This window comes from Arthrobacter sp. SAFR-023 (genome assembly GCF_051965295.1).
In the GTDB taxonomy this organism is placed as follows: Bacteria; Actinomycetota; Actinomycetes; order Actinomycetales; family Micrococcaceae; genus Arthrobacter.
The window spans coordinates 200,010-221,825 of record NZ_JBQCMF010000006.1 but is presented as its reverse complement, the minus strand read 5'-3'; the positions used below and the strand labels follow the sequence as shown (position 1 = coordinate 221,825).

The 21,816-nt window shown below is 65.8% G+C and carries 22 protein-coding genes and 1 pseudogene; 13 read left to right on the top strand and 10 right to left on the bottom strand.

Annotated features, from left to right (window positions below; all coding sequences use genetic code 11):
• The 4 genes and pseudogenes from ACTHQX_RS09010 to ACTHQX_RS08995 form a co-directional block, all read right to left on the bottom strand.
• A pseudogene (locus ACTHQX_RS09010) lies at positions 1 to 770 on the bottom strand (HNH endonuclease signature motif containing protein); the annotation flags it as partial.
• A gap of 385 nt (positions 771 to 1,155) precedes the next feature.
• Positions 1,156 to 1,569: a hypothetical protein gene (locus ACTHQX_RS09005; protein WP_236806324.1), complete on the bottom strand. Its 414-nt coding sequence runs from the start codon at positions 1,567 to 1,569 to the stop codon at positions 1,156 to 1,158.
• A 113-nt stretch (positions 1,570 to 1,682) separates the two neighbouring features.
• The gene (locus tag ACTHQX_RS09000; RefSeq protein ID WP_236806325.1) at positions 1,683 to 1,946 is read right to left on the bottom strand and encodes a GlsB/YeaQ/YmgE family stress response membrane protein; all 264 of its coding nucleotides are present in this window, start codon (positions 1,944 to 1,946) and stop codon (positions 1,683 to 1,685) included.
• 147 nt (positions 1,947 to 2,093) lie between these two features.
• Positions 2,094 to 2,924 (bottom strand): aldo/keto reductase, encoded by an 831-nt coding sequence (locus ACTHQX_RS08995; RefSeq protein ID WP_236806326.1) that lies wholly within the window; start codon positions 2,922 to 2,924, stop codon positions 2,094 to 2,096.
• Between the two features lie 168 nt (positions 2,925 to 3,092).
• Here ACTHQX_RS08995 and ACTHQX_RS08990 point away from each other — a divergent pair, with 168 nt between their 5' ends.
• Both ACTHQX_RS08990 and ACTHQX_RS08985 read left to right on the top strand, forming a co-directional pair.
• Positions 3,093 to 3,809 (top strand): CDP-alcohol phosphatidyltransferase family protein, encoded by a 717-nt coding sequence (locus ACTHQX_RS08990; protein ID WP_236806327.1) that lies wholly within the window; start codon positions 3,093 to 3,095, stop codon positions 3,807 to 3,809.
• A 137-nt stretch (positions 3,810 to 3,946) separates the two neighbouring features.
• Positions 3,947 to 4,192 carry a hypothetical protein gene (locus ACTHQX_RS08985; RefSeq protein WP_236806328.1) on the top strand — a complete coding sequence of 82 codons (246 nt, stop codon included), beginning with the start codon at positions 3,947 to 3,949 and terminating at the stop codon, positions 4,190 to 4,192.
• A 27-nt stretch (positions 4,193 to 4,219) separates the two neighbouring features.
• Here ACTHQX_RS08985 and ACTHQX_RS08980 read toward each other — a convergent pair whose 3' ends face one another.
• Genes ACTHQX_RS08980 through ACTHQX_RS08970 form a run of 3 tightly spaced genes read right to left on the bottom strand, consistent with a single transcriptional unit; the run spans position 4,220 to position 7,073 of the window.
• On the bottom strand, positions 4,220 to 5,209 hold the full coding sequence (locus tag ACTHQX_RS08980; protein WP_236808867.1) for an NAD-dependent epimerase/dehydratase family protein: 990 nt from the start codon (positions 5,207 to 5,209) through the stop codon (positions 4,220 to 4,222).
• Between the two features lie 53 nt (positions 5,210 to 5,262).
• Positions 5,263 to 6,234 (bottom strand): aldo/keto reductase, encoded by a 972-nt coding sequence (locus ACTHQX_RS08975; RefSeq protein WP_236806329.1) that lies wholly within the window; start codon positions 6,232 to 6,234, stop codon positions 5,263 to 5,265.
• 17 nt (positions 6,235 to 6,251) lie between these two features.
• Positions 6,252 to 7,073 (bottom strand): aldo/keto reductase, encoded by an 822-nt coding sequence (locus ACTHQX_RS08970; protein WP_236808873.1) that lies wholly within the window; start codon positions 7,071 to 7,073, stop codon positions 6,252 to 6,254.
• 219 nt (positions 7,074 to 7,292) lie between these two features.
• On the opposite strand from ACTHQX_RS08970, the gene ACTHQX_RS08965 reads away from it, so the two are divergent.
• Positions 7,293 to 8,237, top strand: a complete 945-nt coding sequence (locus ACTHQX_RS08965; protein ID WP_236806330.1) for a helix-turn-helix transcriptional regulator — start codon at positions 7,293 to 7,295, stop codon at positions 8,235 to 8,237.
• A gap of 459 nt (positions 8,238 to 8,696) precedes the next feature.
• Here ACTHQX_RS08965 and ACTHQX_RS08960 read toward each other — a convergent pair whose 3' ends face one another.
• Complete coding sequence (locus tag ACTHQX_RS08960; protein WP_111903282.1) at positions 8,697 to 8,909, bottom strand: dodecin; 213 nt, start codon at positions 8,907 to 8,909, stop codon at positions 8,697 to 8,699.
• A 75-nt stretch (positions 8,910 to 8,984) separates the two neighbouring features.
• The gene (locus ACTHQX_RS08955; protein ID WP_236806331.1) at positions 8,985 to 9,686 is read right to left on the bottom strand and encodes a FadR/GntR family transcriptional regulator; all 702 of its coding nucleotides are present in this window, start codon (positions 9,684 to 9,686) and stop codon (positions 8,985 to 8,987) included.
• 153 nt (positions 9,687 to 9,839) lie between these two features.
• Between ACTHQX_RS08955 and ACTHQX_RS08950 the strand changes: the two genes are divergently transcribed.
• The 6 genes from ACTHQX_RS08950 to ACTHQX_RS08925 all read left to right on the top strand — a co-directional run bounded on the left by ACTHQX_RS08950 (position 9,840) and on the right by ACTHQX_RS08925 (position 15,491).
• Positions 9,840 to 11,315, top strand: coding sequence for a four-carbon acid sugar kinase family protein (locus ACTHQX_RS08950; protein WP_440156965.1), 1,476 nt, complete (start codon positions 9,840 to 9,842; stop codon positions 11,313 to 11,315).
• A gap of 83 nt (positions 11,316 to 11,398) precedes the next feature.
• Complete coding sequence (locus ACTHQX_RS08945) at positions 11,399 to 12,307, top strand: NAD(P)-dependent oxidoreductase (protein ID WP_236806333.1); 909 nt, start codon at positions 11,399 to 11,401, stop codon at positions 12,305 to 12,307.
• Entirely contained in the window at positions 12,307 to 13,191 is an 885-nt protein-coding gene (locus ACTHQX_RS08940) for a class II fructose-bisphosphate aldolase (RefSeq protein ID WP_440156963.1), read from the top strand. Before ACTHQX_RS08945 ends, ACTHQX_RS08940 begins: the two co-directional genes overlap by 1 nt.
• 142 nt (positions 13,192 to 13,333) lie before the next feature.
• A complete protein-coding gene (locus ACTHQX_RS08935) occupies positions 13,334 to 14,647 on the top strand; it encodes an acyltransferase family protein (protein WP_440156984.1) in 1,314 nt (437 codons plus the stop codon).
• Positions 14,644 to 14,997: a GNAT family N-acetyltransferase gene (locus ACTHQX_RS08930; protein ID WP_236806335.1), complete on the top strand. Its 354-nt coding sequence runs from the start codon at positions 14,644 to 14,646 to the stop codon at positions 14,995 to 14,997. The genes ACTHQX_RS08935 and ACTHQX_RS08930 overlap by 4 nt, the downstream gene beginning before the upstream one ends.
• A gap of 167 nt (positions 14,998 to 15,164) precedes the next feature.
• Complete coding sequence (locus tag ACTHQX_RS08925; RefSeq protein ID WP_440156960.1) at positions 15,165 to 15,491, top strand: hypothetical protein; 327 nt, start codon at positions 15,165 to 15,167, stop codon at positions 15,489 to 15,491.
• Between the two features lie 68 nt (positions 15,492 to 15,559).
• Here the strand turns inward: ACTHQX_RS08925 and ACTHQX_RS08920 are convergent, their stop codons facing one another.
• On the bottom strand, positions 15,560 to 16,072 hold the full coding sequence (locus ACTHQX_RS08920) for a hypothetical protein (protein WP_440156957.1): 513 nt from the start codon (positions 16,070 to 16,072) through the stop codon (positions 15,560 to 15,562).
• Positions 16,073 to 16,372: 300 nt separating this feature from the next.
• Between ACTHQX_RS08920 and ACTHQX_RS08915 the strand changes: the two genes are divergently transcribed.
• From ACTHQX_RS08915 to ACTHQX_RS08900, 4 genes are read left to right on the top strand one after another with little or no spacing between them, the layout of a single operon-like run.
• Positions 16,373 to 18,040: a pyridoxal phosphate-dependent decarboxylase family protein gene (locus tag ACTHQX_RS08915; protein ID WP_440156955.1), complete on the top strand. Its 1,668-nt coding sequence runs from the start codon at positions 16,373 to 16,375 to the stop codon at positions 18,038 to 18,040.
• Positions 18,037 to 19,398: a lysine N(6)-hydroxylase/L-ornithine N(5)-oxygenase family protein gene (locus ACTHQX_RS08910; protein WP_440156952.1), complete on the top strand. Its 1,362-nt coding sequence runs from the start codon at positions 18,037 to 18,039 to the stop codon at positions 19,396 to 19,398. Before ACTHQX_RS08915 ends, ACTHQX_RS08910 begins: the two co-directional genes overlap by 4 nt.
• Complete coding sequence (locus tag ACTHQX_RS08905; RefSeq protein ID WP_236806339.1) at positions 19,395 to 19,958, top strand: GNAT family N-acetyltransferase; 564 nt, start codon at positions 19,395 to 19,397, stop codon at positions 19,956 to 19,958. Before ACTHQX_RS08910 ends, ACTHQX_RS08905 begins: the two co-directional genes overlap by 4 nt.
• Positions 19,955 to 21,802, top strand: coding sequence for an IucA/IucC family protein (locus tag ACTHQX_RS08900; RefSeq protein WP_440156949.1), 1,848 nt, complete (start codon positions 19,955 to 19,957; stop codon positions 21,800 to 21,802). Before ACTHQX_RS08905 ends, ACTHQX_RS08900 begins: the two co-directional genes overlap by 4 nt.
• Positions 21,803 to 21,816 lie beyond the last annotated feature (14 nt).

The window sequence follows — 21,816 nt, the reverse complement described above, 5'->3', positions numbered from 1 at the left end:
GGCCGGCCGGCGAGTCCGGTGCGGGGGAGTGTGGCGTCGGCGAGGGCGAGTCGGCGGCGTGCTTCGGAGGAGCTGATCCGTAGCCGGGTGCGGAGGAACTCGGCGGTGTTCCGGGATCCGTCATCGGCCGGGGACCAGGTGGTCGCCGCGCGGACTGGAACCGACTGGGCCGTAATGGAAGCCGCAGCCGGGGTCTTGGCGGGGGCGTCGACGGCAGCACGGGAGAGCTGAGCGTGCGGTGCCGCGGCGGCTTCGGGCGGTTTGCCCCAGCCGGTGGTCCAGCCGGCCGCGCGGCTGGCCGTCTCCGCGGCGGTGATCGCCTCCGTGCGCGTCCGCTCCACGGCCGCGGCCGCCTGCAGCTGAAGGTACTCGACGCGGCGGGACAGTTCCTCCGTCAGCTCTGCGAAATCAGCCGCCTGAAGGAAGTTTGCTCCGGCCAGCTCGTCCGGCGCGGTAGTGATAGCAGTGTCCAGCAGCGCCAGGGCCGCCTTCAAGTCAGGAGTCGCCGGCGCTCGCGACGCCAGCTCAGTGGCTGCCAGGTCAGCTGATACCGGCCCGGGGGTAGCCGAGCCAGGGGCAGCGAAGCCGGCGGCAGCAACGCCGTCGGACGTGTCTTTTATTGGGGCGTCGGAAAGTATAGGAGCGCTGGAAACGGAACCGATGGCGAGAACGCTGCGAAGCCCGGGGCCGCGGATCAGAGCGGCGGCGCTGAAGCCGGAGACGCCAGTCCCGGCTGCGGTATCCGCTCGATCTTCCCCAATGGCTTCCATAGGAAAACTATCTCAACAGGGTCTGACATTTTTGGATGTGACCGGGGACACTGCAGGCCACGAAGCGGGCGGCAGCACCGCCGTCGGACGATGATGTGTCCGCAGCGGCGGTGCCGGACCCGGCAGAAGCCGGTCGCCCGAAAGCGGGCACGCAAGGCGGCCGGGCAGCAGTCAGGCCGGGCACTGCTGCCCGGCCTGGCATACCGTCCACGCCTTCCCCGATGGCTTCCATAGGAAGACACTGTCAGAGGGCTCTGACATTTTTAGTTCTTACCCACACCGCCCAGGGTGCAGGCTCAAGCGGGCAAACCTGAAGCTACCGCTTGTCCGGATTGCCATTCGTGGCAGCCCCGGCGGGAGTCACTCCGCCCCTGTCGGACCAGTCCTAACTCTTGCTGTCGTTTAGTGCCGGATCGGATTCAGCATCGGAGGTTCCGAGGTTGACGGTCTCCGGATGCGTGCTGTGGGCGGGCACGTGCCCGCTGTCTCCGGATGTGCCCGCTGCAGACGCAGTGCCGGCAGAAGCGGTGCCAGCGTCACCCGGCTTCGGTGCATCACGATGCATGGCCGAGCCGAGCACGGTTCCTGCCCGGCGCGCGGCTTCCGCCAGTTGGTCGCCAACTTCAGGAGCCTTTTCCTTGACGGCTTCGGTTGCTGCCGTGACCTTGTCCTGGACCGGCTTGCTGTCCCAGATGCCTGCGGCGCGCGCTTTGAGCTTGTCGTACGCTGCCCGGCCGGACCTGGATCCGAGTACGTAGCCTGCAGCGATTCCGGCGCCGAAGAGAAGTTTGGATTTCATGATGATCTCCTACTCTTGAGGGGGATCTGTACGATTTGGTTCGGCCCGGCAGGGCCTGGGGTAGGAAACCGGCCCCGGGAGTTTTCCCGGAGCCGGTTCCGGCACTGCCCTGTCTAGCGGGCCGTGCGCTTGGTGATCATGCCGTAAACGAGCAGCACGATAAGTGCGCCTCCGATCGCCAGCAGCCAGGTGGACAGCGAGAAGAACTCGTTGATACCGACATTAAAGAGCGCGCTGCCGATGAAGCCGCCGAGAATTGCGCCAACCACACCGAGCAGAAGCGTGATGAAAATGCCGCCGCCCTGCCGGCCGGGGAGGATGGCTTTAGCAATGGCTCCAGCAATGAGGCCAAGAATCAGAAATGCGAAAAAACCCATCTTTTATCGTTCCTTCTTCATCTAGAGGAGTTACCCGGATTGCCGGGTACGCTTCGTCCTTCTGCTCAATACTAATCATGCTTACTATTTTTTTGCCAGTCGCTATCTGGTGAGGGGCTAGGGGCAGCGCGCTCCGGGTGCCGGGGGCTAGTGGCCTTGGACGTCGGAATTTACCCCTGCCTCGGGGCCTTCATCGAGGGTGCTGATGGCAGTCAGGTCCTCCTCATCCAGGGCGAAGTCGAAGACGTCAATGTTCTCTTTCATCCGCTGGGGATCGGAGGACTTGGGGATGGCCACCAACCCCTGCTGGACGTGCCAGCGCAACACCACCTGGCTCGCCGTTTTGCCATGCTTGCCGGCGATTCGTGTCAGGACTGGCGCGGACAGCAGCCCCGACCCGGCACCTAGCGGGCTGTACGATTCTGTGGCGATCCCGTGCCGCTCGTTGTACGCGCAGTCCGCGGAGCGGTTTATGGAGGGGTTGAGTTGGATCTGGTTGACGGCCGGCACCACGTCGGTTTCCCACATGAGCTTTTCAAGATGAGCGGGCTTGAAGTTTGATACGCCGATCGACCGGACTTTCCCTTCGCCCTGCAGCCGCTCAAAGGTCTTCCAGGTGGAGATGAAATCGCCGCGGCGGGGGAGCGGCCAGTGGATCAGCAGTAAGTCCACATAGTCCAGGTTGAGCCGCCTGAGCGAGCCTTCGAGGCCTGCCACAGCCAGATCCCCACCCTGGAATTCGCCGTCCAGCTTGGTGGTGATGAAAAACTCCGTCCGGTCCAGGCCGCTCTCGCGGATCCCGGATCCGACGCCGGTCTCATTCCCGTACCGGACGGCTGTATCGATATGCCGGTACCCGGCTTCCGCAGCCCGTACGACGGCGTCGCTCACCTCCCGGTCGTTCAGTGGCCAGGTGCCAAGGCCGATCTGAGGTATCCGGTTGCCGTCATTCAGCGTGATGACTGGTGCTTGTGCCATGCGGAAGAGTCTTTCCTATCGGCGGCAGTTTGCCCAGACCCCGTTTGCTGCCTCGAGTGTCCTAGTCTTGCTATCTTCCGAGGTCAGCCCTCGAATGCTCGTGGACCTCCTGTTGTTACGATGAGCGCAAGGAGGCATATGCAGGTCTTGCTCGCTAGGCGTGCTCTGGTGGACGTAGCCGTTGCCATGGCTGCTTTCCTTGTGTCCGGCAGCTGGATCCTGACCGCGGCAGGTGCTGAAGTGACGTACTTCCTTGCCGCCATGAGTGCCGGACTGGCGGTGGTGGGAAATGCCGCGGCCTCTGTCCTCAGCCGCAAGCCCCTGCTGACGACGGCCGCGGATCGCGTTACCCTGACTCGCGCTGTGTTGATTTCGTGTTGCGCGGCAATAGCGGTTCCAGCGTTGTTGGGCGGAAGCGGGCCCGGCGTGGCGGTGGTGGTGCTGGGTGCGGCGGCTTTCCTTCTTGATGCGGTGGACGGGGCCGTTGCGCGGCGATTTGCCTGTGAGAGCCCGGCGGGAGGCCGGCTGGACGTCCAGACTGACGCGGCGCTGGTCCTCGTACTGTCGTGCGCGGCAGTACCCATCGTCGGTCCCTGGGTCCTGGCCGTCGGACTCATGTGGTACGCCTTCGTGGCAGCGGGGTGGTTCCGGCCTGAACTGAAACGAACTCTGCCCGTTAAGAGGCTGCGCAAGGTAATAGGTGCCTACCAGCCCTGCGCCTTGCTGCTGGCACTCACGCCGGGGTTGCCAGGTGGAATCACCGCTGCTGCCGTTGTCCTGGCGCTTGTGGCGCTGCTGGCTTCGTTTGGCCGGGACGTCGTCGAGCTCGAGCAAGGCTATCGGAAGTGGACCGGCCGGCACTCCAGCACCGAACTGGTGAACTGATGGTCTCGGCTGAACTGACTCTTCCGCCACTTCTCGCAGGGCTTCGTGCTCTGGACTAACCGAGGTCCCGCTGGTAATCCTTGGAGTGGCCCGGCAGGAGGAAATCCTGGCCCTTCCAGCAGCTAAGGATCCAGACCATGAGCGAGACGCACGCAGATCCGGAGCAGAACCCGACTGACCAGAACGAAGACCAGGACCAGAACGAGGACCAGGACCAGAACGAGAGCGGTTCACCCCAAGGCTTCCCCTTTGACCCCAACCAGGACCCGCCCCAGGAGGAACCCGAAGTTCCCCACCAGGACAACCCGGGGCCACCCACCGGCCCGGACGGCGAGCCTGACGAGCCGGCGCTGGAGGATCCCCAGCGGCCGCCCGCCCGGTAAGAACCCGGTAAGAAGCTGTCGGTTGTCCTAGAAGGGCCGCCGGACCCAGTCGATGAGTTTGTCGCTCATGTCCATGAACCCGTCGTCCACCACCTGCAGCTCCGGCCAGGAGTCGTGCCACTGCACCACTTCCCGCGCACCAAAGGAAAATGGGATGGTTGCCGAGAACTGTGGAACCAGGGCCTTGATCTTGGAATTGTCGAACACCACCGAGTGCGACCGGTCGCCCAGCAGCCAGGGACCGCGGACCGGATCGATGGCCGCGATAGTTTCCGATGGCACATGGACCAGTTCCGGCCCGGCAACCCCGGCCGCCTGCGCGAACTGGCGGTAGATCGCGTCCCACGTGAGGAACTCGTCCGAGGTGATGGTGTAGCTTTCACCCACCGCTTGATAGCGGCCCATGAGCCCCACGAAAGCCTTGGCGAAATCACTGCTGTGCGTAACAGTCCACAGCGAAGCCCCGTCGCCATGCACAACAACTGGCAGGCCCGCCCGCATCCGGTGGATGTCCGTCCAGCCTCCCAGCAGCACGATCTTGGTCCGGTCGTAAGTATGAGACGGCCGCACCACCGTGACCGGAAAGTCCTCCTCGCGGTACGCCTGCAGCAGGACATCCTCGCAGGCAATTTTGTCCCGTGAATACTGCCAGTAGGGATTCCGCAGGGGGGTCGATTCCAGGATGGGGAGCCGGGCCGGCGGCTTTTGGTACGCCGAGGCTGAGCTGATGAACACGAACTGTCCGGTGCGGCCGCGGAACTGCTCCACAGCGGCGACGGCGTGCTCTGGAGTGAAGGAGATGAAGTCCGCGACGGCGTCGAACTCGCGTCCGCCCAGAACGTTCCGGACTGCTGCGGGATCGCGGACGTCTGCCCGCAGGATCTCCGTGCCGGCGGGCGTAGGACGGTCCACCGATCTTCCCCTATTAAGCACGGTGACCCGGTGGCCAAGCTCCGCCGCACGCGCCACCGCCGCAGCGCTGATCGCGCCGGTTCCACCGATGAACAGCAGCTTCAGCCGTGAGCCGTCCGGAAACTGCGGCTGCGGGGGCGCAGCATTGGCCGGGCCGCTCACCAGGCGTAGTCCTCCGGGGCGGTGCGATGTCCCGGGAAGATGGCATCGAGGCGCTTGAGCGCATCCTCATTCAGCGGGACGTCCAGGGCCCGGATGGCTGCATCCAGCTGTTCCTGCGTGCGCGGACCGACGATCGGGGCGGTGACAGCCGGCTGGTGAAGCAGCCACGCGAGGGCGACGTCTCCGGGCTCATGGCCCAGTTCCTCGGCGAAGTCCTCATATTCCCGGATCTGGTCGTGGTGCTTCTTGAGTGTTTCCGCCGCCCGCCCCTCAAGGCGCCGGACGCCGTCGCGCTCCTTTTTCAGTACCCCGCCCAGGAGCCCGCCGTGCAGCGGCGACCACGGGATGATGCCCAGGCCGTACTGCTGGGCGGCGGGGATGACCTCCAGCTCTACGTTCCGGGTCAGCAGGTTGTAGATGGACTGCTCGCTTATGAGGCCCGTGTAGTTCCGGCGGGTGGCGGCTTCCTGCGCCTGCGCTATGTGCCAGCCGGCGAAGTTGCTGCTGCCCGAGTAGAGGATTTTGCCCTGCTGGACGGCCACTTCGATGGCTTGCCAGATCTCATCCCACGGCGTGTTCCGGTCCACGTGATGGAACTGGTAGATGTCGATGTAATCAGTCTGGAGCCGCTTGAGGCTGGCATCGAGTGCCCGCCGGATGTTCAGGGCGGAAAGCTTGGACTCGTTGGGGCGGTCCGTCATACTGCCATAAAGCTTGGTGGCGAGCACGGTGCGCTCGCGGCGCTCGCCGCCCTTGGCGAACCAGCGGCCGATGATTTCCTCGGTCCAGCCGCGGTGCTCGGTTCCGCCATAGACGTTGGCGGTGTCAAAGAAATTGATGCCCGCCCCGTGGGCGGAATCCATGATCGAGTGCGCGGCGGATTCGTCGGTCTGCGGGCCGAAGTTCATGGTGCCCAGGCAAAGCCGGGAAACCTTCAGGCCCGAACGGCCCAGATGCGTGTACTGCATGGATGGTTGTCCTTCGCTTATAGCTGGGAAAAAGCGGCGACGGCGGGATCCGCGCCGATGCGCGACCCGGCCTCCAGCGCGTTGATTGACTCCGCTTCCGCGGCGGTCAGTTGGATCGCCGCTGCCGCCAAATTCTCCCGCATACGGGAGGAGTCGGCGGACTTGGGGATGACGATGTTACCGGCGGCCAGGTGCCACGCGAGGACAATCTGCGCTGGGGTGGCCCCGCGGTCCTCGGCAAGGCCGGTGACGGCAGCCGCGTCCAGGTCCGCGCCCTGCCCCAGCGGGCTATAGGCTTCCACCGCGATTCCGTGGGACCGGCTCTTGGCAGCGAGCGGGGCCTGCTGGAATGTGGGGTGCAGTTCGAACTGGTTAACGGCCGGAACCACCCCGGCGCCTGCCAGGACCGTGTCCAGGTGCTCCTCCAGGAAATTCGAAACGCCGATGGCGCGTGCCTCGCCGGTGGCGTAAATCTTTTCCAGTTCCTTCCACGCCTCGGCATAGAGACCCTGCGACGGCACCGGCCAGTGGATCAGGTAGAGGTCAATGAAGTCCAGCCCGAGGGCCTTCCTGCTGTTCTGGAACGCCTCCTGTGCGTTGCCCTGCTCGCCGTTGCGCAACTTGGTGGTGATGAAGAGTTCCTCGCGGGGTATCCCGGAGGCGGCAATGGCTGCGCCCACTCCCGCCTCATTCCGGTACGCCGCTGCGGTGTCGATGTGGCGATATCCGGCTTCGAGGGCATCCTCGACAATGCGCTGGGTCTCCTCGGGCGGCACCTGGAACACGCCGAATCCCAGCTGGGGGATGGAGACACCGTTGTTGAGGGTGAGGTGCGGGATCTCCAAGCCTTGCGGCGCGGGACCCTGCCCGGAGGCGTGGATGGCGGATTCCGGGGTCTGGGACATGTGAATTCTCCTTGCATCAGGGGCTGGCTCCATACGAGCCTATGCATCCCGAGCTCACGAGTCAGCAGCTGTGGCTGTCCCTGTTTTTCCTAGGATTGCCAGTCCTACCTTCGTTGTAGAAACTGCGCCCTAGGGACGGGCAGAATGGAATTCATGGGTCAGAGCGCCGAGTTCGGCAAATTCCTCAAAGCAATGCGGTCCCGGCTGAAACCGGAAGAAGCCGGCATCACGGACGGCGCCGGTGCCAGGCGGGTCCCGGGGCTGCGGCGGGAGGAAATCGCCCGCCTGGCAGGTGTCAGCACGGACTACTACACCCGGCTGGAACAGGGCCGTAATATCCACCCGTCGCGGGCGGTGCTGGATTCGGTGGCGCGCGCACTCAGGCTCGACGCCGGAGAGCAGGCCCACATGATGAACCTCATGGAACACTGCGCAGAATCGGCGCGGGCCCCGCTTCCGGTCCAGGCGGTCCGGCCCGCACTGCACCAGCTGCTGGAGGCAGTGGGTGACGTGCCTGCGCTGGTCCTGGGACGCCGCACGGACGTCCTGGCGGGTAACCGCATGGCCTTCCTGCTGTTCGCGGACTTCCCCGAGCTGCCGCCCGGGAAGCGGAACCTGACGCGCTGGCTCATCCTCGATTTGCGGGCCCGTGAGCTCTTCCGGGACTGGAAAAGCGTGGCGGCGGAGGCTGCCGGGGCGCTGCGGGTGGACGTGGGGCGGCATCCCAACGATGCGCAGGCCAACCAGCTGGTGGGGGAGCTTGCCGTGCACAGTGAGCATTTCCGTCAATGGTGGGCGGGCCACCGGGTGGGCACCCGCTCGTCAGGCGTCGTGCGGCTCCATCACCCCGCCGTGGGCGACCTGGAACTGAACTTTGAAAATCTTGTCCTTCCGGACGACGCCGACCAGATGCTACGGGTCTATTCGGCCCGGCCCGGCTCCCCGTCCGCGGATGCACTCACGCTGCTGGGCAGCCTCGGCGCGGGCACTGCCGCTGGCAGCGGGGCTGGAAGTACGACGACGGAGGGAAAGGCCGCTTCCGGCCCGCCGGACACGGCGGCCAAGGCGGAAGTGAGGCGGAACTCGAACGGCCCCTGACGGCTGCCTGGGCGGCCGGTGCTGCCCGCCGCTGCCGGCAACCCGGCTCGTGGCCGCTTCCTGTGCTGTTGCCCAGCCCGAGGGGCTGATTCTATTCACTCGCACATTGGGCCGGTGTGGTCCGTTTCATAGCCTTGGAGGAGGAACTCCTACCAGCCCTCAGACCCCAAGGATGACATTCAACGATGAAACGCATCGCACTGCTTCGGGAACGCCAGACACCTTCCGCTTCGACCGGAACCCACTGCCCGGCGTCGGGAATGTGGGCCCCTGCCGACTCGCCGGACGAGGCGCATGCTTTCTTTGAAGGGCAGGTATTTCCCGCGTTCCAGGGGATTCCGACAGTGTGGCGCCGGCGAGCAACCGGCCAGGATTAGGCAAGTGATGCGGCGCCGGCTGAACCTCAGCCGGCGCCGCATTACTGGTTCGCTACGCCCGGTGAAACCGGGTATTGCTATGTCAGTCCCGCTCCAGGCGGAACCCGAGCTTGAGGGTGACCTGCCAGTCCGCCACTTGGCCGTTCTCGAGGTGGCCGCGGACCTCCTTGACTTCGAACCAGTCCAGGTTGCGCAGCGTCTTTGCGGCGTCGGAAATGCCGTTGCGGACGGCCGCATCGATGCCTTCAGTCGAGGTTCCGACAATTTCAGAAATGCTGTAGGTGTTATTAGACAACTTCGCTCCTCGTGATCGCCATCGATACCCGGCTGCGGGCCGTTCCTGCAGAGTATCGGACGCGGCGCCCGGGGACTAGGTTTCCAGCACGTAGCTTCTGAGGTCGCTGAGGGTCTGCTGCATGTGGGCGTCCATGGCATCGCGTGCCTGCTGTGGATCGCGGGCAGCCAGAGCCTCGTAGATGCTCTGGTGGTGCCCGATCGCATGCTCCTGGATATCCGGCACCTTCGAGGTTTCGGTCCGTCCCTTTTCGAGAACGCGGTGCAGCGGTTCAAAGAGGACGGCCACAAAGACGTTTTCAGACGCCTGCAGTATCTGGTCATGGAAAGCCAGGTCGGCGGCAACAAAGCTCGCCACATCATTGTTCTGGTGGGCCTTCCGCATGTCCGCCACGCAGTCCCGAAGGCCTTCAAGCTCCGCTTCGGTAATGCGCTGTGCAGCGAGCTCGCAGGCACCCGTTTCCAGCATCCGGCGCAACTCGATCAGCTGAATGGCGGCGGCCGGGCCGTTCTGCCCCTCGGAGGTGGCCCGCAGCACTGCCTCGAGAGACGACCAGCGGTTCAGGGGGTTCACGAACGTGCCGCGGCCCCGTTCCACGCTAAGGATGCGCTGCGCCTCGAGGGTCTTCATCGCCTCCCGCACTGTCATCCGGCTGACGTCGTGCCGTGCGCTGAGTTCCAGTTCTCCTGGCACGCTGCTGCCCGGCGGAAACTCGCCGGAGATGATGCGGTCAAGGAGTTCGTCGGCGACGACGCCCACCAATGATTTGCGTGCCATTTCTTCCGTTCAGCGTCTATGGCCTTTTAGCCGGGGTACCTGCAAAGTGTACTTGCGCACGGGCTGTGCGTTATGCCACACTAGCACCAAACACCAGATGTCTGACATCTGACAAATGACCCCCAAGACAGTCTCGACACAACGGAGTGCACAGTGCCCCTCGAATCAGACGTTCTGGCCGCCTTTCCCGCCGAGCTCCAGATCCCTGCCAGCCAGGTGGCCGACGCTGTCGCGGCGACGGCTGCCACGTCCCCGCGCGTCCTCGTGGTGCTCGACGACGATCCCACCGGCACGCAGTCGGTGGCGGATCTTCCTGTGCTCACCCGCTGGGAAGTCGAGGACTTCCAGTGGGCTCTGCATCAGGGTAAGCCAGCCGTCTACGTGCTGACGAACACCCGCAGTCTTGACCCGGCAGAAGCGGCTGAGCGCAATGAAGAAGTGGTGCGCAACGCCCTCGCTGCTGCCCGCAACGGCGAAGGCGAGGTAAAGCTCGGCTTCGTGAGCCGCAGCGACTCGACCCTCCGCGGACACTTCCCCCTGGAACCGGACGTCATTGCTGCGACGGTGGCAGCCGAAAGCGGCGACTCAACGGACGGCGTCGTGATGGTTCCGGCATTTCCCGACGCCGGCCGCGTCACCATAGGCGGTGTGCACTACACGCGCGGGCCGGAGGCCGGCCAGCTGACGCCTGTTGCGGAGACCGAATTCGCGAAGGACGTCACCTTCGGCTTCGCCAATTCCGAGATGGCCCGGTACGTGGAAGAGAAGTCGCAGGGGCGGTTCGCCGCAGACTCTGTGATCGTGCTGGACCTGAACATCATCCGCGCCGGTTCCGCCACCGGGCAGGCTGAGGTGTCGGCCAAGGCAATCGCTGACGCGATCGAGCCGGCCACGCAGTCCACGCCCATCGTGGTGGACATTGTCACGGAAAACGACATGCGCGCCCTGGCCCTAGGTCTGGAGGAGGCCGAGCGCCGCGGCAAGAAGCTGCTGTACCGGGTTGGCCCGCCGTTCATGCGGGCCCGGATCGGCCAGGACATCAGGCCTGAACTCAGCGGCGAGGAAGCGTACGCGGGCAACACCCCATCCGAAGCCGGCGGCCTGATCGTCGTCGGCTCCCACGTGGGCGTGACCACCCGGCAGCTCAAGGTGCTCACGGACCGGCACGGCAGTGCGCGCATTGTGGAGATCGACGTCGAAAGGCTCCTCGGTGAGGAGGCAGCCGCGTACCTCGACCAGACGGTGGACAGTGTCGTTGAGGCGCTGCGCGGCGGCGACGTCATTGTCCACACGAGCCGCCTGCTGATCAAGACCGACGACCCGGCTGAAAGCCTGCGGATCGCGCGCACCGTCTCCGCCGCCGTCGTCGCCGTGGTGAACCGGACGCTGAAAACCTTCCCGCCGCGGTTTGTCATCGCCAAGGGCGGCATCACGTCTTCGGATGTGGCGGCGCACGGTCTGGAGATCCGGCATGCGATCGTCCGCGGGCCCATGCTGCCTGGCATCGTGAGCCTGTGGGAGCCGGTTGACGGCCCGGCCAAGGGGATCCCGTACATCGTTTTTGCCGGCAACGTCGGTGACGACGAGTCGCTCGCCCAGGTCACAAGCAAGCTCAGCAACACGTTCTAGCATCCGTTGGTCGAGCTTGCCGAGACCGCGATTTCGACGAGCTCAATCACCGATCCCACACCTCGCACATAACGGAGAACACCATGACCTCGAATTACACAGTCACCGTCCTCGGACTGGGCGCCATGGGACTGCCCATGGCTACCCGTCTCGCCAGTCAGCTGACCGTCCACGGCTTCGACATCGCCGAACCGCGCCTGCGCCTCGCCGAGGAATCCGGCGTTAAGACCTTCGCTTCCGCCCGGGACGCAGCCCAGGACACCGACGCCCTGCTGCTCGCCGTGCGCAACAGTGAACAGCTCGACGACGTCCTGTTCGGCGGGAACGGCGTGGCCTCGGTGCTGAAGCCGGGTGCCGTCGTCATCCTGACCAGCACCGTGGGCACGGAGGCCATCCCGTCCACCGTCGCCCGCCTGGCAGAGTTCGGCGTCGGGCTCGTGGATGCGCCTCTCTCCGGCGGCCCCAAGCGTGCCGGCGAAGGCGACCTGCTGATCGTCGTCGGAGCCGAGCCCGCTGCCCTGGAAGGGGCACGTCCAGTCCTGGAACTGCTCGCCTCCACGCTGACCGTCGTCGGCGACAAGCCCGGTGACGGGCAGGCGCTGAAGACCGTCAACCAGCTGCTGTGCGGCATCCACATCGCTGCGGCCGCCGAGGCCATGGCGCTGGCCGACGCCCTGGGCCTGGACCAGGCGAAGACCCTGGCCGCCCTCGAGGCCGGTGCCGCGGGCTCCTTCATGCTGTCCAACCGCGGACCCCGCATCCTGGAGGCCTACACGGAGGAAGGCGCCGAGGTACTCAGCCGCCTGGACATCTTCGTCAAGGACATGGGCATCGTGGGCAAGGCCACGCGCAGTGCTGGCCTGGCGACCCCCGTTGCCGCCGCCGCCGAGCAGCTGTACCTGCTGGGCCAGGCGCACGGGCTCGCCGCCGCCGACGACTCCGCCGTCATCAAGGTGGTTGCCCCCACCAAGCGCACCGCCGGGGAAGGCTGATGCGGGCGCAGCTCGATGAGCTGGTGGTATCCGCCCTCAAGCGGGGGTCGGCCGTGCCGGCTTTCACCTGCTACGACTTCACCACGGCCCTTGCCGTGGTGAGCGCTGCGGAGGAAGCGAAACTCGGCGTCATCCTGCTGGTAGCGCCCAAGACCGCCGCAACGGCCAACGGACTGAGGCTCATCTGTGCGCTCCGGGGCCTGGCAGACGCCGCGTCCGTGCCGGTTGCCGTGCAGCTCGACCACGCCTCAGACATCGGCGTCATCACCGCCGCCGTCGCAGCCGGGGCGGACTCCGTCCTGGCAGACGGCTCGGCCCTGCCGTACGAAGACAACATCGCCTTGGTGAATGCAGTGCGGTCCGCGCTCGAGGCCCAGGGTCACGCCGGCGTGGTCCTGGAGGCTGAACTGGGCGGCCTGGCCGGCGACGAGGACAAGGCCTTCGGCGCAGAGGGCGACGGCGCGGAGGGCGACGGCGCGGGCAACGAGGTTGCCGGGCTCACCGACTCCGCCCAGGTGGAGGACTTTGTGGCTCGGACGGGCGCGCAGCTGCTCGCCGTGGCCGTGGGCAACGTCCACGGAAAGTACAAGGGCGAGCCCCGGCTGCGCTGGGATGTCCTGCAGGACATCGCCGTGCGCACGCACATCCCGCTGGTGCTCCACGGCGCGTCCGGCATTCCGGGGGACGAACTGGCCAAGGCCCCGGCCATGAACGTGGGCAAGGTCAACTTCAACACCGAACTCCGCACCGGCGTCCTCGCCGCGCTCGAGGAACAGCTTCCCGTGCACCGGGCCGACGGCGAAAACCTGCAGGGGCTGCTGGCCCGGTGGAACGCCGCCGCGAAGGACTTCAGCGCCGGAACGCTGGCGGTCCTCAGCCGCTGACGGGAGTTTTCGTCCACGTATCGCGACTTGGGGGGGCCTTTAGCGGCCGATATGTGGACAAAACTCCAGACCTCACATGAGGGCCAAGTTGGCGCACAATGGAAACTACAACGACGTAAGCGAGTTCCAGTGGTGGGGCGCCATGAAGAATTCCACGGAGCCGGCGGCGGGGACGGACATTGCCGAGCCCGCCCGGGACCTGGCCATCGATTTCGCGCGCTTAGTCTGCCTCGCCCTGGTGGTGGTGGGGCACTGCATGATGACCAGCCCGGTGCTGCACCCCGACGGCACCGTCACCACGGAAAACACCCTGGCCGAGCAGGACTGGTTCGAGCCGGTCATCTGGGTCTTCATGGTGATGCCGCTGTTCTTCGTGGCAGGAGGCATCACCGGGGCGCAGTCCTGGCGGCGCATGCAGGCGCGCGGCGGCAGCGGCTTTGAGTTCGTCCAGTCCCGGCTGCTGCGACTGGTCCGTCCGGCGGCAGCACTGCTGGCGGTCATGTTCGTCGGCCTGTGGGGCGCGCTGCTGGCCGGCGTGGATCCGCAGGTGGTGCAGCTGCTGGCCAGCGGGGCCGGCATGCCGCTGTGGTTCCTCGCGGCCTATCTGGCGGCCCAGCTGAATATTCCGCTCCTGGTGGGACTGCACCGGCGTGCCCCGTGGCTGACTCTGCTGGGCCTGGTGGCGCTCGTGGTGACGGTTGACTGCTTCCGTGGGGCTTTCCCGACGCTCGCGTACATCAACATGGTGTTCGTGTGGTGCGCCGTGCAGCAACTCGGGTTCTTTATGGCGGACGGCTGGCTGGACCGGTGCAGCAGGTCGGAGCTGGCAGGGCTGGTCGCCGCGAGCAACGTGCTGATGCTCATTTTGGTGGTGCTGGGCCTGTACCGGGACAACATGCTGGTGAACCTGAATCCGCCCAACCTCAGCCTGTTCCTGCTGGGCATCTCGCAGGCGGCGGTGCTGCAGCTTTCCCGGCCGCAGCTGTTCGCCCTCGCCGGCGTGCGCTGGATCCGCACCGTGATGGCCGTCGTCGGCCGGCATGCCATGACGGTCTACCTTTGGCACCTGCCGCTGCTGGCTGCCATGACCGGGCTGCTCCTGCTGACCGACTTTCCTAAGCCCGCCTCGGGCAGCGCGGAATGGTGGTGGTCACGCCCGCTCGTCTTCCTCGGAGTGCTCCTCCTCCTGCTGCCGGCGGTTCTCCTGTTCGGTCGGCTTGAGGAACGGCCGACGCCGGCCATGCACTCACGGGGCCGGGCGCCGGGGGCTGTGGTGACCGCCGTCGTCGTCGTTTTTGTCCCGGTGGCTGACGCCGCCGTTAATGGCCTGACGCTGGGGCTCCTGGGCGGCGGTGCCGCCTGCTTCCTTCTGGCCGTGCTGTTGCTGGGGCGCGTTCCCGCACGCGGAATTCGACCATTGCCAGCACAGCCATTAAGTGCCAATGTCAAACCATGACCGAGAACACGACAGCCGCCGAGGACCAGTTCACCCCGGACGTCACCACCTTCCGGAACGATGCGCTCCACCGCTACGAACTGCACGTGGGCGGGAAGCTGGCGGTGGAAGTCAGGTTCGAAGACAAGCCTGGGCACGTGGACTTCATCCACACCCAGACGTCCGAGCAGTTCCAGGGCCATGGCCTGGCCAAGGTGCTGATCCACTTTGCCCTAGACGATGTTGTGGCGGCGGGCAAGAGGATCATCCCGCACTGCCCGTTTACGGCCCGTTACCTGCGCAAGCACGAGGTGTACACGCAGTGCATCGACTGGCCTGAGGCGGCCGCGCCCAAGCTTTTGGGTACCTGAAGCGTCCCCGCACGTAGGATCCCCACGGGCCGTTAACCGCGGTACTTGTGACTGCCGGGACATTTCCGTACGATCGGGCAGGGCTATGCAGTTGGCCTTCAGACTCTCTATTTTGGGGACTTCCTTGAACCACAACTGCGCGGGCCGGGGCGATGACTGACGCGGCGATGAACGAAGAAACTATTCCTGAAGACATAGCCGCCGGTCCCATGACGGACGAAGAACTATGCCGTCTTCTGGACGGATGCCTGAACGATGCCGTGGACCCCGGTGCAACGCTCGCCTCGATTCCGGATGCAGGGTTGGCCCGGCTGGCGGACGGGCTGTACCGGCACTTGGACACTCCCAGCCCTGCTTTCGGTGCGCGCTTCTGGTATCTCCAGGTCACCGACGAGCTCCGGCTGCGCCACCTTGGCCCGTCCCACCCGGCCGCCGTTGTTCCGGGCACCATTGCTGCGGCCGCCCCCGTGGCGAGCGAGGTCCCCGCCGGGTAGGCGCGGGAGCCCACGTGTCCGTTCGCGCTGGGTGCGTTCGCGCTGGGTGGGGATTACGACGGCGGGGGTTACCTTGCGCCGTTCCGTAGCCAATGCGTCCGTTGCCATTGCGCCGCGTGCCAGAAAAGCAGGCCGAGGGCCCCGAGGAGCCCGGCGAAAAGGATCTGCGGCGCGAACGTGATCCACATGTAGCTGACGGGCATGACCTGCGGCTCGGTGCCTGAATTCAATGATTCCTGCGCGAGCGTGAAGACCCCGAACGGCGACACCAGCAGGATCGCCACGAGAACCCACAACCCCGCGATGAACGGGTTCACGGCCAGTCGGCTCCGCTGCCCGATGTCCGCCGCCTCGTAGGGTGCGAAACCCGCTGGCCCGGAAGCGGTCGGGCCGGCGCCTTGATACCCCGCGCCCGGTTGTCCCGGCCCGAGGCCCGGCTGCCCAAATTCTTGCCTGCCCTGGCCCGCCGCTGAAGGGCCGAGGCGGCCGTCACCGGAAGGCGTCAAGCGCCCGTATCCGGTGGGGTTTCCCTGTGGATCGACTTCCCGAAAATTTATCGGATCATGCTCACTGCCGGACATGCCCCCCTGCTTCCTGCTGCGGTCTACGCCTCGTGCCAGAAACTCTACTCCGCCCGTCCTGCCCTGTCCCCGGTGGCGACCGCCCCGGCGGCCCGCGCTCTCCCGGCTGGGCATTATGTGCCGTTCGGCCGCGTCGGGAAAGTCAATGACCCCTGATAACGAAGAAGAACCCCCGGATTCGGGTGGCCCGCAGAAATTACATCACGGAAGTTTGACTAAAAGGCTTACCTAAGTAAGGCTGTCCTTGCTTGGTGCCCATTGCTGGTACTTGGTGCTTATCCCACCGATAGAAGGATGACTATGACGCTGCTGCCCGACGTGGAAGAGCCACGCACGGACTTCGATGCCGGAACCGGAGTTGAGGCTCGAAACCCCTACGCCCAAGACGCCGGCCCGGCTGCTTCCAGCCTGGACTTCGGGTCCGGTGTGGAACTCGCCCTCGCCGCCAGCAACCAGCTGTTCAATGCCCGGAATGCGCCGCGCTACGTGGCCCAGGTGCTACAGGGCGTCAACGCCGTGGCCACCAAACTCGAGCGGACCTCGCAGCCGTTCACCGGCGTCGGCCCGGCCGAGATGAAGCGCCGCGTGGACGCCGTAGACCTGGAGCAGCCGCTGCCGGATACCGCGGCTGCCCTCGAGGAGCTGCAGCACACCTACCTGCGCGACGCCGTGTACTTCCATGATGCGAAGTACGCCGCGCACCTGAACTGCCCGGTGGTCATTCCCGCCCTGGTGGGGGAGGCAGTGCTCTCGGCGGTGAACTCGTCGATGGACACGTGGGACCAAAGCGCCGGCGCCACCATGATCGAGCGCCGCCTCATCGACTGGTCGGCAGAGCGGCTCGGGCTGGGAAACGAGGCCGACGGCGTGTTCACGTCCGGCGGCAGCCAGTCCAACCTGCAGGCGCTGCTCATCGCCCGCAACCATGCGGTGGCCCGGCTGCGGCAGGACCCGGCCAACGAGGGGCTGCGTCTCCCGCTGCTGCTCGAGAAGCTGCGGATCTTCACGTCAGTGGACAGCCACTTCAGCATCCAGAAGTCGGCCTCCATGCTGGGACTGGGGTTCGACGCCGTCGTATCCGTCGCCTGCACGGCGGACCACCGGATGGATCCGGCTACTTTGGCCAGCGCGCTGGCCACGGCCCACGACGACGGCCTGGTTCCCATGGCGGTTGTGGGTACGGCCGGGACCACCGACTTCGGCGCCGTGGATCCGCTGACTGACCTCGCCGCCCTGGCCGGAGCCTACGGCGCATGGTTCCACGTTGACGCCGCGTACGGCGGCGGGCTCATGGTCTCCAACCGCCACCGCCATCTCCTGGACGGCATCCGGCTGGCGGACTCCGTCACGGTGGACTTCCACAAGACCTTCTTCCAGCCGGTCAGTTCCAGCGCACTGCTGGTCCGCGAGGGTGCAATGCTGCGCCACGTCACCTACTACGCCGACTACCTCAACCCGGAAACCGCTGCCCGCGCCGAGATCCCCAACCAGGTGGACAAGAGCATCCAGACCACGCGCCGGTTCGACGCCCTCAAGCTGTGGCTGACGCTCCGGATCATGGGTGCCGCCGCCGTGGGCGCACTGCTCGACGAAGCCATCGACCTGGCTTCCCGGGTGGGCTCGGTACTCGCGGCAGACAATGACTTCGAGTTGGCGGCCGAACCACAGCTGAGCACGCTGGTCTTTCGGTACCGTCCGGTCCTGGCAGACGGCACACGGCTTTCGGAGGACGCGGCCGATGAGCTGAATCCGGCTATCCGCTCCGCAGTGTTCGCGTCCGGCCAGGCTGTCGTGGCGGGCACGAAGGTGGCAGGACGGCACTACCTGAAGTTCACGCTCCTCAACGCCGAGGCGACTCTCGAGGACATCGGCGAGATCATCGGCCTGCTTCGAAGCTCCGGCGAAAGCCTGCTCGCAGCCGGTCTCCCGGGTGCCGGCTCCGAGGCAAAGACCGAGGCCCCCGCATGAGCACGCCGTCATTCAGCACCCCTGCATCCAGCACCTCAAACAAAGCCCGCGTTTACGACTTCGCCGGGATCGGCGTCGGGCCCTTCAACCTTGGGCTCGCGGCCCTGAGTGAACCCATTGAAGGCCTCGACGGCGTGTTCCTCGAGCGCCGCGAATCCTTCGACTGGCATCCCGGCATGATGCTGGAGCCGGCCCACCTGCAGGTACCGTTCATGGCGGACCTCGTGACGCTGGCGGATCCGACGTCACCATACTCATTCCTGAACTTCCTCAAGCAGACCGGGCGCCTCTACCGCTTCTACATCCGTGAAAACTTCTACCCCCTGCGGGCGGAGTACAACCAGTACTGCCAGTGGGTTGCCGGGCAGCTGCCTTCGGTCCGGTTTGGCACGCACGTCACCGAGGTGACGTACGACGGCGGCGTGTACACGCTTTCGGTGGACGGCCCGGCCGGGCCGGAGGTGATTCGTGCGCGCCGGCTGGTGCTCGGTACAGGAACATCGCCCTACATCCCGGACGCGTGCCGCGAGATCCTGGGGTCCGGGGGAACGGTTCTCCACAACGCGGACTACCTGGCACGCAAGAGCGAACTCCAGCAGCGGCGCAGCATCACCATCGTGGGCAGCGGGCAGAGCGCGGCGGAGATCTACTACGAACTGCTGCAGGACATCGACGTGCACGGGTACCAGCTCAACTGGGTCACGCGCTCGGGCAGGTTCTTTCCGCTGGAATACACCAAGCTCACGCTGGAGATGACCTCGCCGGAGTACGTTGACTACTTCCACGGGCTCCCGCAGGAGCGGCGCGACTCGCTCATCAAGAACCAGAAGAACCTCTACAAGGGCATCAACTCCGAGCTCATCGATTCGATCTACGACCTCCTGTACACCAAGAGCCTCTCGGGCATGGTGGATACCCGGCTGCTCACGCATTCGACCGTGACAGGTGCCGGCTGGAATGCCTCCGCCGGCTCCCACTCCCTGGAGCTGGCCCACGGGGAGCAGGGCACGGACTACTCCCTGGAGACGGAGGCGGTGGTCCTGGCCACCGGATACGCGTACCGTGAGCCGGCGTTCCTGGCCGGCGTGCAGGAGCGCATTGCCCGGGACGGCGCAGGAAGGTTCGCCGTGCAGCGCAACTACAGCACCGGCGTCGAACCCGGCGAAATCTTCGTGCAGAACGCGGAACTCCACACCCACGGTTTCGTCACACCGGACCTCGGCATGGCCGCCTACCGCAACTCGTGCATCCTCGGGGAAATCCTGGGCCGCGAGGTCTATCCGGTGGAGCGCAGCATCGCTTTCCAGGAGTTCGGCGCACCCGCTGCAGTATCTACGAACATCGAGGTGCCCGCTTGAGCTTCACGTTCCGCTGCGTCGACGCGGCTGCCGACGCCCCACTCATCCACAGCTGGGTCACCCGCCGGTACGCCTCCTTCTGGGGGATGCTGAACGCGACAGTCGAGGACGTCGTGGAGGAGTATTCCAAAATCCAGTCCAGCGGACATCACCACGCACTGCTGGGGATCGACGACGGCGTCCCCGCCTTCCTGATGGAGGAGTACCTGCCGGAGTCATCGCCGCTCTCGGACGTCTACACCGTCCAGCCCGGCGACATCGGCATGCACCTGCTGGTGGCTCCGCCGCAGGGGACGCCGCGCAACGGGTTCACTGCCGGCGTCATGGAGACCGTCCTGGACCGGCTCTTCCAAAAGCCCGGCGTGGAGCGCGTGGTGGTGGAGCCCGACGCCCGCAACACCAAGATCCACGTCCTCAACGCGCGGCTGGGCTTCGAGCCCGCCGGCGAGGTGACCCTTCCGGACAAGCAGGCCCTCCTGAGCTTCTGCACGCGCGAGTCGTTCCACTCCGCCCGTTCTTCTACCCCCGAACGCCAGCCAACCCAGGGAGCATCACTGTGACCACCCTTGAATTCGAATCTGCCCTGACCGCAGGCAACGCGGCAGCCCACCTCACACCCGAACGCTGGGCTGCTGCCAACAGGCACCTGGTCCGCAAGGCGCTCTCCGAGTTCTCACATGAGCGGATCCTGGTTCCGGAGCCGGTGGGTGACAATGAGAGCAACTGTGCCGGCGGGTACCGGGTCCGGAGCGATGACAGCACCGCTGAATACCGCTTCTCGGCCCGGGTCCTGCAGCTGGACCACTGGTCCATCGACGCTTCCTCCATCACCTGCAGCCGCAACGGCGAGGACGCCCCGCTGGACGCGCTGCGCTTCATCACCGAGTTCTCCGGCACCCTCGGCATCCGCCAGGAGATGCTCCCGGTCTACCTTGAGGAGATCAGCAGCACGCTCTCCAGCCATGCGTTCAAGCAATGGGTGGGCCAACCGTCGTCGGCCGAACTGGCGGCCGGCGTGACCCGCGGCGCGGATGCAGCCACGGACTTCCAGGCGATTGAACGCAGCATGACCGAGGGGCATCCGTGCTTTGTGGCCAACAACGGCCGGTTGGGCTTCGGAATCGGTGACTACTGTGCCTTCGCCCCCGAGGCCGGAGCCCCGGTGCAGCTGGAGTGGATCGCGGTGCACCGCGGCAAAGCGGTCTTCACCTCCAGTGTAGGCCTGAGTTACACCGCCCACCTTGAAGCCGAACTGGGGACGGGCGCTTTGGTGTTCTTCGACGCCGAGCTCGGTGCCCTGGGCCTCGACCCGGCCGAGTACTTCCTGATGCCGGTGCATCCGTGGCAGTGGGAGAACAAGCTGACGGTCACATTCGCGGCCGAGATCGCGCAACGGCGCATCGTCCACCTCGGGATCGGGGCCGACAGCTATCAGGCGCAGCAGTCCATCCGCACGTTTTTCAACACCGCGGCGCCGGAGAAGACGTACGTGAAGACAGCCATGTCGGTCCTCAACATGGGGTTCATGCGCGGGCTGTCGCCGCAGTACATGAAGGCCACGCCGGCGATCAATGACTGGCTCCAGGACCTGATCGCCGGTGACGGGGCGCTCCAGGGCCGGGGGCTCGCCATGATCCGCGAAGTGGCGGCCATTGGTTATCACAACGGCTATTACGAGGCAGCCGCTGCGAAGGGATCGCCCTACCGCAAGATGCTGTCCGCGCTGTGGCGGGAGAGCCCGCTGCCGCTGCTCAAGGACGGGCAGCAGCTGGCCACCATGGCCTCGCTCCTGCACGTTGACGCCGCCGGCAAACCCATGGTGTCCGCGCTGATCGAGCAGTCGGGGCTGGAGCCTGCCGCGTGGCTGCGGCAGTACTTCGAGGCGTACCTCGTGCCGCTGGTGCACTGCCTGTACCGCTACGAGCTCGCGTTCATGCCCCACGGCGAAAACGTGATCCTGGTCCTTGAGAACGGCGTGCCGGTCCGCGCCGTCATGAAGGACATCGCCGAGGAGATTGTGGTGATGGGGGACAGGCTTGACCTGCCCGAAGCGGTGTCCCGGATCAAGGTGGACATTCCTGACGGGGACAAGGTCTTGTCCATCTTCACCGATGTGTTCGACTGTATCTTCCGTTTCCTTGCGGCCCTTCTGGAGGAAGACGGCGTGCTCAGCGGCGAGGAGTTCTGGCGCACGGCGGCGGCGGCGGTTCGCGACTACCAGGGTGAGCACCCGGAACTGGCGGATCAGTTTGTCCGCCATGATCTGTTTGCCCCGGACTTCGAGCTGTCCTGCCTGAACCGGCTGCAGCTGCGCAACAACCAGCAGATGCTCGATCTTGCCGACCCGTCCGGTGGCCTGCAGAAGGCGGGAAGGCTCGCGAATCCGCTGGCCAACTTCGCCTGAACTCGGCCGCCCGG